Here is an 11,860-nt window from a genome sequence, read left to right as displayed (position 1 = left end):
TTGCTGGTCGTCGAGCGTGCCGCGCGGGACGGCGCCCCGCCCTGGCCCGCGTCGTGCCGTGCGTTGCGCACCCGACGCTACGGCGACACCGCCCTGCACCGGGCCGAGTACACCGCACCGCCCCGGGCCGGGCAGGACCCCGGCGACCCGGTGTGAGCCGGGGGTGAGCGGGCGGACGGCGCGGCGAAGTGTGATCAACGGCGCTTCGCGCGCGTCTTGCGCGCTGGACCGCCACGCTTGGTAGCGTCCGCGCCATGCGGCGCGCGGTCTGTCCCGGGTCCTACGATCCCGCGACCAACGGACACCTCGACATCATCGAACGGGCCGCCGAGCTGTTCGACGAAGTCGTGGTCGCCGTCCTGGTCAACAAGAAGAAGCAGGGCCTGTTCAGCGTCGACGAGCGGATGGACATCCTGCGCGAGACCACCAAGGGCCTGTCGAACGTGCGGGTCGACTCGTGGCACGGGCTGCTCGTCGACTACTGCCGCGACCACGGCATCGCCGCCATCGCCAAGGGGCTGCGCTCGGTGAGCGACTTCGACTACGAGTTGCAGATGGCGCAGATGAACCGGGAGCTTTCCGGCGTCGAGACCCTGTTGATGTCGAACAACCCCGCGTACAGCTTCCTGTCCAGCTCGCTGGTCAAGGAGGTCGCCACCTACGGCGGCGACGTCACCGGCATGGTCCCGGACCTGGTCCGTGACCGCCTGAGGGAGAAGCTGCCCCACCCCCGGTCCTGAGCCGCTCGCCGTTGGCATGTCGTCAAGGCCTCCTTCACTGCACTCAACGCAGTAAAGGGGGCCTTGACGGCACGGCAACAGCGGGAACGAGCCGCTGACCGGGACACGCTGCATGACGGTGCCACCACTCGGCGATGTCACCGGGCAGACTGGGGCCGTCGCGTGGGAGTCGAAGGCCGTGAGGGAGTTGCCGTGTACCGGGTGTTCGAGGCGCTCGACGAGCTCGTCACGATCGTGGAGGAGGCTCGTGGAGTCCCGATGACGGTGAACTGCGTCGTGCCGAGGGGCGACGTCCTCGAGCTGCTCGACGACGTGCGGGACGCCCTGCCCGGCGAGGTCGACGACGCCCAGGACGTGCTCGACAAGCGCGACGAGATCATCCGCGCGGCGCGCGAACAGGCCGACTCGACCGTCTCGTCGGCCAATGAGGAGGCCGAACGCCTGGTGGCCGAGGCCCGCGCCCGTGCCGAGCAGCTGGTCGCCGACGCCCGCGCCGAAGCCGACCGGACCGTGAGCGCGGGGCAGACCGAGTACGAGAACCTCACCGAGCGGGCCCGCGCCGAGTCCGAGCGCATGGTGCAGGCGGGCCGCGACGCCTACGAGCGCGCGGTCGAGGACGGCAAGCACGAACAGGAGCGGCTCGTCTCCCAGACCGAGGTCGTGCAGGCCGCGCACAACGAGGCCGCGCGCATCGTCGACGAGGCCCACGCCGAGGCCGACCGGCAGCGCGCCGACTGTGACGCCTACGTCGACGACAAGCTCGCCGAATTCTCGGACCTGCTCTCGACGACCCTGCGCACGGTCGACTCGGGCCGCAACCACCTGCGGGCCACGGTCTCGCCCGCCTCGCGCACGCCGGTCTACGACTATCAGCAGCAGTAGCCGCGCGCCCGACCGGCACCGGCCACCCACGCCACCGGCCTCGTGGGTGCCCCGGGGCCGTCGTGGGTCGCCCGAGGAGGGGACGCCGGCCGCCGTGGTGGCGTAGGCTGGAGCCCGTCGGGTGTCGCCGGGTGTGTCCCGCCACGCGCGACCCCGCCCACAGACGTGTCCGCTCCGCGCAGAAAGCTTCGATGTCACAGGAGAGTTCCAGCCCGCAGCGCGCCGACGCGCGCAGCCCGTGGCTGTTCGATACCCATGAGCTCGGCCGCAGCCCCGGTTCGAGTCACCGTCTGCGGCGCGACCTTCCGGTGCGCGCCGCCCTGGGCATTCCCGACGTGGTCGAGGTGCCCGAGGGCACGTCGGTCACCGTGGATCTGCTCCTGGAGTCCGTCGTCGAGGGCGTGCTGGTCACCGGCACGGCGTCGACCGGCACGCGGGGGCAGTGCTCGCGGTGCCTCGACCCGTTGACCGACGAGGTCGAGGTGCAGCTCACCGAACTGTTCGCCTACCCGGACTCGACCACGGACGAAACCACCGACGCCGACGAGGTCTCCCGGATCGTCGACGACTGGATCGACCTCGAACCCCTCGTGCGCGACACCATCGTCCTCGCCCTTCCGCTGGTGCCGCTGTGCAGCGACGACTGCGAGGGTCTGTGCTCGGTGTGCGGCGTGAAGTGGGCCGATCTCGAGCCCGGACACGGGCATGAGACGATAGACCCTCGGTGGGCCGCGCTGCTGGACCGCCTGGAGGACACTCCGGGTGGCGACGCGGCGGGCGGCTCTGACCGGTAAAGCTGTCGAGTCCTGCTCGACCAGTTCGCACGAACGCTCGCAGCCGCGGGCAGACCCGGATGAGGAGACCCAGTCGTGGCCGTCCCCAAGCGGAAGAAGTCGCGCTCCAACACCCGCACGCGCCGGTCCCAGTGGAAGGCGACCCCGGTGCAGTTGGTGCCCTGCCAGAACCGTGCCTGCAGGCAGCTCAAGCCGCAGCATGTCGCCTGCCCGACGTGTGGCCAGTACGCCGGTCGGCAGGTCGTCGAGCCGGCCTGAGGTCGTCGGTATGGGGGGGAACTCACCAACCGGGCCCGCACCTGATGCCGCATCCCTTCTTGAGGCGCTCGGCGTCGACCTCGACGACGAGCTGCTGACCCTCGCGCTGACCCACCGCTCGTACGCGTACGAGAACGGCGGCCTGCCGCCGAACGAGCGGCTGGAGTTCCTCGGCGACGCCGTGCTCGGCCTGGTGGTGACCGATCACCTGTACCGGCGGCACCCGGACCTGCCCGAGGGGCAACTCGCGAAGCTGCGGGCCAGCGTGGTCAACATGCACGCGCTGGCGGGGGTCGCCCGCGAACTGGGCGACGGCGGTCTCGGTGCGCACCTGCTCCTGGGCAAGGGCGAGGAACTCACGGGCGGCCGGGACAAGGCGAGCATTCTCGCCGACGGCCTCGAAGCGGTCATCGGGGCCGTCTACCTGGCGCACGGCATCGAGCCCGCCCGGTCGCTGGTGCACCGGCTGTTCGGGCAGTTGCTCGCCCAGGCGCCGCTGCGCGGTGCCGGGCTGGACTGGAAGACCAGTCTCCAGGAGCTCACCGCCTCGGCGGGGCTCGGCGTTCCGGAGTACAAGGTCGCCGACACGGGGCCGGACCACCGCAAGGAGTTCAACGCCATCGTGCTCGTCGGTGGGCGCGACCTCGGCCACGGTGACGGCACGACGAAGAAGGAAGCCGAGCAGAAGGCCGCCGAGTCGGCCTGGCGGTCCCTGACGGAGGAACTGGCCACTCAGCAGGCCACGACCGCGGGGTCCGAGGACGGCTCCGGCGACGGCGCCGCCACAGGCGGGGACCAGGAGTAGGCGGCGACGCGGTGCCCGAGCTTCCCGAGGTGGAGGTGGTCCGCGCCGGTCTCGAACAGCATGTGGCGGGCCGGGTGATCACCGCAGTGGAGGTACTGCACCCCAGGGCCGTCCGGCGGCACGAGCCGGGGGTTTCGGACTTCGTGGGGCGTCTGCTCGGGACCACGGTCACCGCCGTACGACGCCGGGGCAAGTACCTGTGGTTCGACCTCGGCGAGGACGCCGCGCTGCTGGCACACCTCGGGATGAGCGGTCAGATGCTGATGCGCACCCCGGGCAGCCCCGATGAGAAGCACCTGCGGGTGCGGATCTCGTTCGCCGACCACGGACCGGAGCTGCGTTTCGTCGATCAGCGCACGTTCGGTGGGCTGCAACCCGCCGACCTCGTGGAGGCCGACGGTACGCGGGTGCCGTCCACGATCGCGCACATCGCACGGGACCCGATGGACCCCGCGTTCGACGCCGCCGCGTCGGCCCGCGCGCTGCGCCGTCGCCGCACCGAGATCAAGCGGGCGTTGCTGGATCAGACTCTCGTCTCCGGCGTCGGCAACATCTACGCCGACGAGGCGTTGTGGCGGGTCCGGCTGCACGGCTCCCGGCCCACCGACCGCCTCACCGCACGGCAGGCGCGCGAGGTGCTCGCCGCCGCCGCCGACGTGATGGCGGAGGCGCTGACGGCGGGTGGCACGTCGTTCGACGCCCTCTATGTCAATGTCAACGGTGAGTCGGGCTACTTCGACCGCTCGCTGGACGTCTACGGCCGGGAGGGCGAGCCCTGCCGGCGCTGCGGCAGTCCGCTGGTGCGCGAGCCGTTCATGAACCGTTCCTCGTACAGCTGTCCCCGCTGCCAGCCGAAGCCCCGGTCCCGGGCCGCGTCGCGACGGTAGTTCGCCCGCGAGTTCTCATCCGGTCCACCCGGTTCCGTTGTGTGCACACTATTACGTATCGCGTGGTAGTGTCTCTGGCGTAACTTCTGGAGGAACCGGTGGAGACCAGTCAACTGCTGAAGGGCGTGCTCGATCTCGCCGTCCTCGCGGTGCTGCGCGACGAGGACGGCTACGGCTACGACGTGCTGCGCAGGCTGCGGCAGGCGGGGCTCGACGAGGTCGGCGACGCCTCCGTGTACGGCACGCTGCGGCGGCTGTACAAGTCCGGGTTGCTGACCTCCTACGTCGAGGCCAGCGAGGAGGGACCCCACCGCAAGTACTACAGCGTCAACGCGCTGGGCCGCGCGCGTCTCGCCGAGTCGGCGAGGACCTGGCGCGGCTTCGCGGCGACCATGGACAGCCTGTTGGGAGAGCCCGCATGAGTTCACAGAGCCAGCCCGCCGTCCGCGCCTACCTGGCACGGGTGCGCACGGCGCTGTCCGACCTGCCGTCCGCCGAGGTCGACGAGATCGTCGAGGACGTGCGCCCGCACCTCGCCGAGATCGCGGACGCGCTGGGGGACCGGGCCAGCGTGGAGGCGATGACCGCCGAGCTCGGCGCGCCGGAGGACTACGCGGCCGAGGTCAGGGCGGCCGGGGAGTACCCACCGCCACCCGAACCCGAGCGGGAGCGCACCGCGGCGACATCCGCGTGGGGGGCACGGTTCGCGTTCTGGGGGCTCGTGCTCGGCGCGCTGGGGGCGCTCCTGGTGGGACTGCGTGTCGGGACCGCCCACAACGACGAGGCGATCGCGGTGATCCTGCTCCTGGCCGCCGTCATCGGCGCGGGAGCCTTGCACGTCTGGCGGCGGGGCACCGACGGCGTGCGCGCGCTGCCGGAGGTGCGCTGGATCCTGGCAGGCAGCGGGCAGGTGTGGCGCGACCGCATCGCCGCGTCGCTGCGCGTGCTGCATCCCGTGTGGTGGGTGGTGGCCGCGGTGCTGTTGCTGCTGGTGGGGATCGTGCTCGTCGCCGAACGCGGCAACAGCGTGCTGGGCCTGCCGCTCGCGCTCGGGCTCGCCGGCCTGGTGCTCTGGGCGGGGCCGCGCTCGCGCGGTGACCGCAGGATGCTGTGGGCCTCGCTCCCGGTCTCGGCGTTCGTGCTCGGGGCGGGCCTGGGACTGGCGGGGTATGTGGTGCAGCAGGTCGAGAGAGTGCCGGCCGGTTCCCCGTACGGCTATGCGCCGTACGGGCACAACACCACGGCCGACGGCGACCCCGCCCTGTTCTACGGCGACCAGCGCCTCGACAACCTGTACCTGTTCGATGCCGACGGTGAGCCGCTGACCGACGTCTACGTCTACACCGAGGACGGCAGTCCGCTGATCGTGCCGCGCCAGGGCTGTGAGCGGGCCACCGGCACCGAGATCGAGGTCGGCGAGGACAACCTGTTCCCCCGTCCTCGCGTGGAGACGGGTGCGGTGGACGAGCGGGGCGTGGTCAACGGGTACAACGGCTACCGGCCGCACTGCGAGGTCATCGAGGGTGTTCCGTTCACGGTGGCCGTGCCGAGCGAGAAGCCGGGTAACTGACCCGCCCGGGCCCGGTGCCGGGCGGGGCGGGTACGGACGGCGACGCCGCGTCGGGGGCGGCGTCGCCGGATCAGAACCCGGACTGGTGTGACATCGCCAGCTTGCCCAGCAGGTCCCGGCCGCTCTCGGCGTTACGCGGCTGGCAGAGCACGTCGTAGCGGCGGGCGACGAGCTGACTCTGCGAGACGAAGTCGCGGCGTCCGCGTGTCGCGGCGTAGCCCGCCGCCGCGGCGGCCACGCCGAAGCCGACTCCGGAGATCAGGCCGATCACGATGGGCAGCAGGCTCGGCCCCGGGGTGAACAACCCGAGGAGCAACCCGACGAACAGACCGAACCACGCGCCGGACATCGCCCCGCTGCCGAGCACCTTGCCCCAGGTCAGCCGGGACGACACCCGCTCGACCACCAGCGGATCGACCCCGACGATCGTCACGTCCTGCACGGGGAACTCCTGGTCGGCCAGGTGGTCGACGGCCCGCTGCGCCTGCTCGTAGGTGTCGTACGAGCCGATCGGCCACCCCGTCGGCATCGTCGGCAGCTGGGGAACCTTCGGCGCCCTCGTGAACGCGGCCGGGGAGAACGCTGTCGTCATGTGTTCACACCTTCGGGTTGGAAAAATGCTCCACCCGGTGGAACGTACTGACGGGGCCCGGAAGTGCCCGGTGTGCGTGAATCACAGTGAGGTCTCGGTCTCCCGTGCCGACGAGGCGGTTCAGGCGCGCTGCACGAGGCCGTTGCCGGACGAGTGCATGTCGGGGATGCCGCTGGGCGAGCCCGCGTGGAGCCACTTGCCGAAGTACCGGATCGAGAACAGCTCGTCGAGCACCATGTAGGAGGCACCGACCAGGCCGCCCTCCTCGCCGAGCCGCGCCTTCTCGATGCGCAGTTCGCGGGTGGACAGCGGCAGGGAGCGGCGGTAGATCGTCTCGCGGATCGTGGCGAGGAAGAGATCACCGGCTCCGGCGACCTTGCCGCCCAGCAGGATGGTCGACGGGTTGTAGAAGTTGACCATCGTCGCCAGCATGGCGCCGATCCGCCTGCCCGCGCCGACCAGCAATTGCACGGCGTGGTGGTCACCGGTCCCGGCGGCGGCGGTGACGTCGGCGCCCGTGACGACGCCGTTCTCGCGCAGGACGGCCGCCAGCGCCGGGCTCGCGCCGGAGCGCGCCAGAGCGTCGCCGTCGCGTGCCAGGGCAGCCCCTCCGGCGACGGCTTCGAGGCAGCCGGTCTTGCCGCATCGGCACACGACACCGCTGTCGTCGGATACGGCGGCGTGCCCGATGTCGCCCGCGCAGCCCTGCGCGCCCCGGTGCAGGCGTCCTCCGTGGCTGATGCCCGCACCGATGCCCGTGCCGATCTTGACGTAGAGCAGATCGCCGAGATCGCCGGACCAGCCCGGTGTGCGCAGTTCGCCCAGGCAGAGCAGGTTGACCTCGTTGTCCACCCATACCGGCGCCTCGAAGCGGCGGGTGAGGCGTTCGCGCACGGGGTAGTTGTTCCACCCGGGCATGATCGGCGGCTCGGACGGGCGTGCCGTGGCGAACTCGACGGGGCCGGGCAGGCCGAGGCCCACGCCCCACACGTCGTCGAGCGTGCTGCCGACGTCGCCGAGCAGGTCGTGCAGCGTCGCCTCGACGTCGTCCAGCACCGGGTCGGGGCCCTGGGCGATGTCGGAGTCGCAGTGGCGCATGGTGAGGACGGTGCCCATGAGATCGGTGACCCCGGCGGTGTAGCCGGTGGCACCGAGTTCGGCGGTGAGGACGCGGCCCGCGTCCCTGCGGAAGCGCAACGTCCGGGCCTGACGGCCACCCGTCGAGGGGTTGAGGTCGCCCTCCTCCAGCAGCCCCGCGTCGAGCAGTGTGGTGGTGCGCTGGGTGATGGCCGTACGTCCGAGCCCGGTGCGGTAGCTCAACGCCGGTCTGGTGTCCGCCGCGCCACTGCGCACGAGGTCGAGCAACCTGGCGTAGCTCTCCAGCAGTTCTGCGCTTGGCTCTTCCGTCACCAGCGGACCCCCTTATGCCGTCCTTCCCCTCATGCTAACGCCGAACATGACAAACTTCTGTTTGTTTCAGACATTAGAGGGTAGATCGAAGGCCTAAGGATGCCATCCACTGAAAAACCGCAGCTCAGGGGGGCCAATACGGCCGACCGGCGTTGCACCCGAACGGGTGATACCGGCTGGAGAGCCGCCGCGTGTGACGCGCTGTGGTCGTAGCGTGCGCTCAGGAGGAGCTGGGGCGGCTGGTCGTGCCCCCGCCACCGACCGGGGCGGAACCCTGGGTGTCGTCGGTCTCGCCCGGGGCGGAGGTCGACCGGCTGGTCGTGTTGTCGCTTGTGCCGGTGGCTCCGGAGGTGGTCACACCCGGCGTGGTGCCGGATGTCGTGGTGCCGGTGGTCGTGGTCGTGCTGCTCGGCGGAGCCGAACCGCCGCCGGAGGTGGAAGCCGGGCTGGACGACGGGCTCCCGCTCTCGTCGCCGCCGTCATCACCGTCGCCGGTGCCGTCCCCGCTACCGTCGCCGTTGTCGCCATCGTCGCCGCCGTCGTTACCGTCGCCGGGGTTGTTGTCCCCGTCGTCGCCGTTGTTCCCACCGTCGCCGCCGTCGTTACCGTCGCCGGTGCCGCCGTCGCCATCGCCTCCGGGATCGGTCGGCTCCGGTGGGGGTGGCGGGGTGTCGTTCTGGTCGTCGTCGGGGACCGGGCCCGTCGGACGCCGGGTTTCACTGCGGGTGACCACGGAGGTCGTCTGCTCCCCGTCGGGGCCCACGCTGACGACCGTGGTGGGCGCGTCGCTCGACGGTGGGAGCGTGCCGGTGACCGCCTCGCCGTCGACGACGACGGTCGCGTCGGCGGGAATCGCCTCCCCCGGGATCAGCTCGGTACCGCCGCCTCCGCCGGTCGCGTTGTACTCACGTTCGGTCCGGGTGGTCGTGCGCCCGTCCTCGTCGCCACCGGGGCTGGTGACCTGCGCGACCGTCGCGAACGCGGTGCACACCACCAGCCCGCTCGCGGCCAGCGCCAGGTAACCGGTGTGGTGCGGTCGTCCCGTGGATTCGCGGGGCGGCGCGACCTCGGTGCGCGGTGGTTCCCCTGGCGAGGTGGTCATGCACGGCTCCTTCGGGAAAATCCTCGATGGCGGCCCGGTGTGAGACCCTGCGGACCTGCGTGTTCGCGCGGGACACTACCACCGCGCCGACGCTGGCGAACCCAGGAGGCGGACCACCGCCGTGTGCGACCGCGCCGGTGCGGCACGATGAGGGTGTGGCTGACGAGACGGAGACCGCCCGCCTGACCGCCTGGGTGCACGGCATGGTGCAGGGCGTCGGATTCCGCTGGTGGACCCGGAGCAAAGCGCTCGAACTGGGGCTGGTGGGCAGCGCGAGCAACCTCGCCGACGGCCGGGTCGAGGTGATCGCCGAGGGGTCGCGACCGGACTGCGAGCGGCTGTTGGACAGCCTCCGCTCGGAAGAATCACCCGGTCGTGTGGACCACGTCGTGGAGCGCTGGTCCGATCCGCGTGGTGGTCTGACCGGCTTCGTCGAGCGCTGACAGGGCCGCGATCCCGTCGGTTCCACACCCGCCCCGGCGGAGGAGTCCAGGCCGACGACCTCGTGCCCCGCCTGTGCCAGCGGCACCGCGTGACGGCCGGCCGCACAGCCCAACACCAGCACACGGCCCGCGACCTGCCCGAGTGCCCACCGCTCGCCGGGAGACCACGATTCGGCACCCGCGACGTGGCGCGCGGCATCGGCGACGCCGAGGTGGCCGTCATCGCGCTCCACGAGCTCGAACGCCTTGCCCTCCGCCCCTCCGGCGCTCCAGCATCGGCTCAGGATCCGCACCGAAGGCGTCCCCCGGCGCGGGTTCACGCGCGTGCTCCATGCGCGTCAGCATGTCGGCCGGTGGGGGTGGGCCGCAGCCGATTACCGTGTGCCGCTCGCGGGGTGCCGAGGTGGGGTCGGAGCGCCTCGCCGCTTCCCGCCGCGCCCGGTCGTCCGCTGCCACGCCGGGAGACCGGCTCCCAGGTGCGTCAAGTCGGCGCGGGTAGCATCATCCGATCGGACACACCGACGTCGGTGAGCGAAAGGTCTACGCCGCGTGCACCTGAAGAGCTTGACGCTGAAGGGATTCAAGTCCTTCGCGTCGGCGACAACGCTGCGCTTCGAGCCGGGCATCACCTGTGTGGTGGGGCCGAACGGTTCCGGCAAGTCGAACGTGCTGGACGCGCTGCGCTGGGTCATGGGCACCCAGGGAGCCAAGGACCTGCGCGGCGGCAAGATGGAGGACGTCATCTTCGCGGGCACCTCCGGCCGCTCGCCGCTGGGCCGCGCCGAGGTGACGCTCACGATCGACAACGCCGACGGCGCGCTGCCCATCGAGTACACCGAGGTCTCGATCACGCGGCGGATGTTCCGCGACGGCGCCAGCGAGTACGAGATCAACGGCAGCGGGTGCAGGCTGCTCGACATCCAGGAGCTGCTGTCCGACTCGGGAATCGGCCGGGAGATGCACGTCATCGTCGGCCAGGGCCAGCTCTCCGAGATCCTCCAGGCCAAGCCGGAGGACCGGCGCGCCTTCATCGAAGAGGCCGCCGGGGTGCTCAAGCACCGCAAGCGCAAGGAGAAAGCCCTGCGCAAGCTGAACGCGATGCAGGGCAATCTCGATCGGCTGAACGACCTCACCGCCGAGCTGCGCCGCCAGCTCAAACCGCTGGGCAAGCAGGCCGAGATCGCGCGTAAGGCGCAGGTCGTGCAGTCGGAACTGCGGGACGCGCGGCTGCGGCTGCTGGCCGACGACCTGGTCACCCAGCGCAACGAGATCGCCAAGGACGAGGCCGACGAGAAGGCCGCCCGCGCCCGCCGCGCCGAGGTCGAGCAGACCCTGGAGATGGTCACCTCGGAACAGACCGAGCTCGAGGCCGTGCTCGCCGAGGACGCGCCGAAGCTCACCGCCGCGCAGGACACCTGGTACAAGCTGTCGTCCCTGGCCGAGCGGCTGCGCGGCACGGTGCGGCTGGCCGCCGAGCGCAGGCGCCACCTCTCGGCCGAGGTGGAGACCGGTGGCACCGGGCGTGACCCGGAGGAACTGCTCGCCGAGGCCGACGAGGTCGCCGCGCGCGAGGAGGAGCTGACCGAGGCCGTCACCGAGGCCCGTTCCCTGCTCACCGAGACCGTCGAACGCCGGGAGCAACTGGAACAGGTCGTGCAGGCGGCCGAGCGGGCGCATCTGGCCGCGGTGCGGGCCATCGCCGACCGGCGTGAGGGCATCGCCAAGCTCTCCGGCCAGGTCGAGGCACTGCGCAGTAAGAGCAACGCCACCGCCGACGAGGTCGAGCGGCTCACCGACGGCATCGAGGAGGCCATCGCCCGCGCGGAGGAGGCCGCCGAACAGCTGGAGACCGCCCGCGCCGAGGGCGGGGTGGAAGACTCCGGCGACGAGACCCTGCGCGAGCGGCACGACCGCGCGGTGGAGGCGAACAAGGCGGCCAAGGCCCGCGTGGAGGAGCTGGTCAAGGCCGAGCGCACGGCCGAACGGGACATCGCCTCGGAAAAGGCGCGGCTGGACGCGCTGTCGATGAGCCTGTCCCGCAAGGACGGCGCGGGAGCCCTGCTGGGGGCGGCCGACGACGTGCCGGGACTGCTCGGCTCGGTGGCCGCGCTGCTCACGGTCGAACCCGGGCACGAGGTGGCACTGGCCGCCGCTCTCGGCCCGGTCGCCGACGCGGTCGCCGTCGCCGCGGGCGACGACGCGGTTCCGGCGTTGCGTTACCTCAAGGACACCGAGTCCGGCCGCGCCGGGCTGCTGCTCGGTGGCGCGCCGACAGTGAATCCGGCGTGCTCGGTTCCGGGTTCTTTCAGCCGTTCGTACAGTGCGTAGAGGGTGTTGTTGGTGAGCACGAAGTCGAACACCGAGTGCGTTTCCGGGT

General features: G+C 71.4%; 12 protein-coding genes and 1 pseudogene. 10 read left to right on the top strand and 3 right to left on the bottom strand.

Annotated elements, in window-relative coordinates:
• Positions 1–254 precede the first annotated feature (254 nt).
• The 8 genes from coaD to SACSA_RS0110780 all read left to right on the top strand — a co-directional run bounded on the left by coaD (position 255) and on the right by SACSA_RS0110780 (position 5,936).
• A complete protein-coding gene (gene coaD / locus SACSA_RS0110815) occupies positions 255–740 on the top strand; it encodes a pantetheine-phosphate adenylyltransferase (protein ID WP_019815813.1) in 486 nt (161 codons plus the stop codon).
• 192 nt (positions 741–932) lie between these two features.
• On the top strand, positions 933–1,622 hold the full coding sequence (locus SACSA_RS0110810) for an ATP synthase F0 subunit B (protein ID WP_019815812.1): 690 nt from the start codon (positions 933–935) through the stop codon (positions 1,620–1,622).
• 191 nt (positions 1,623–1,813) lie between these two features.
• Positions 1,814–2,416: a YceD family protein gene (locus tag SACSA_RS0110805; protein ID WP_019815811.1), complete on the top strand. Its 603-nt coding sequence runs from the start codon at positions 1,814–1,816 to the stop codon at positions 2,414–2,416.
• Positions 2,417–2,491: 75 nt separating this feature from the next.
• A complete protein-coding gene (gene rpmF, locus SACSA_RS0110800) occupies positions 2,492–2,674 on the top strand; it encodes a 50S ribosomal protein L32 (protein ID WP_019815810.1) in 183 nt (60 codons plus the stop codon).
• 10 nt (positions 2,675–2,684) lie between these two features.
• Positions 2,685–3,479: a ribonuclease III gene (gene rnc / locus SACSA_RS0110795; protein ID WP_019815809.1), complete on the top strand. Its 795-nt coding sequence runs from the start codon at positions 2,685–2,687 to the stop codon at positions 3,477–3,479.
• An 11-nt stretch (positions 3,480–3,490) separates the two neighbouring features.
• Entirely contained in the window at positions 3,491–4,366 is an 876-nt protein-coding gene (gene mutM / locus SACSA_RS0110790) for a bifunctional DNA-formamidopyrimidine glycosylase/DNA-(apurinic or apyrimidinic site) lyase (RefSeq protein WP_019815808.1), read from the top strand.
• 98 nt (positions 4,367–4,464) lie between these two features.
• Positions 4,465–4,788: a PadR family transcriptional regulator gene (locus tag SACSA_RS0110785; RefSeq protein WP_019815807.1), complete on the top strand. Its 324-nt coding sequence runs from the start codon at positions 4,465–4,467 to the stop codon at positions 4,786–4,788.
• A complete protein-coding gene (locus tag SACSA_RS0110780) occupies positions 4,785–5,936 on the top strand; it encodes a DUF1700 domain-containing protein (RefSeq protein WP_019815805.1) in 1,152 nt (383 codons plus the stop codon). Before SACSA_RS0110785 ends, SACSA_RS0110780 begins: the two co-directional genes overlap by 4 nt.
• A 70-nt stretch (positions 5,937–6,006) precedes the next feature.
• Here the strand turns inward: SACSA_RS0110780 and SACSA_RS0110775 are convergent, their stop codons facing one another.
• The 3 genes from SACSA_RS0110775 to SACSA_RS24160 form a co-directional block, all read right to left on the bottom strand.
• Positions 6,007–6,528 carry a general stress protein gene (locus SACSA_RS0110775; protein WP_019815803.1) on the bottom strand — a complete coding sequence of 174 codons (522 nt, stop codon included), beginning with the start codon at positions 6,526–6,528 and terminating at the stop codon, positions 6,007–6,009.
• A gap of 120 nt (positions 6,529–6,648) precedes the next feature.
• Complete coding sequence (locus SACSA_RS0110770) at positions 6,649–7,938, bottom strand: ROK family protein (RefSeq protein WP_019815801.1); 1,290 nt, start codon at positions 7,936–7,938, stop codon at positions 6,649–6,651.
• Between the two features lie 220 nt (positions 7,939–8,158).
• Entirely contained in the window at positions 8,159–9,040 is an 882-nt protein-coding gene (locus tag SACSA_RS24160; RefSeq protein ID WP_019815799.1) for a hypothetical protein, read from the bottom strand.
• A 155-nt stretch (positions 9,041–9,195) separates the two neighbouring features.
• Here SACSA_RS24160 and SACSA_RS0110760 point away from each other — a divergent pair, with 155 nt between their 5' ends.
• Positions 9,196–9,483 carry an acylphosphatase gene (locus SACSA_RS0110760; RefSeq protein ID WP_028661768.1) on the top strand — a complete coding sequence of 96 codons (288 nt, stop codon included), beginning with the start codon at positions 9,196–9,198 and terminating at the stop codon, positions 9,481–9,483.
• A 549-nt stretch (positions 9,484–10,032) separates the two neighbouring features.
• Positions 10,033–11,787, top strand: a pseudogene (locus tag SACSA_RS26770) (chromosome segregation SMC family protein); the annotation flags it as partial.
• Positions 11,788–11,860 lie beyond the last annotated feature (73 nt).

The organism is Saccharomonospora saliphila YIM 90502, from assembly GCF_000383795.1.
GTDB classification, from domain to species: domain Bacteria; phylum Actinomycetota; class Actinomycetes; order Mycobacteriales; family Pseudonocardiaceae; genus Saccharomonospora; species Saccharomonospora saliphila.
This window is presented reverse-complemented; position numbering and strand designations above follow the sequence as displayed.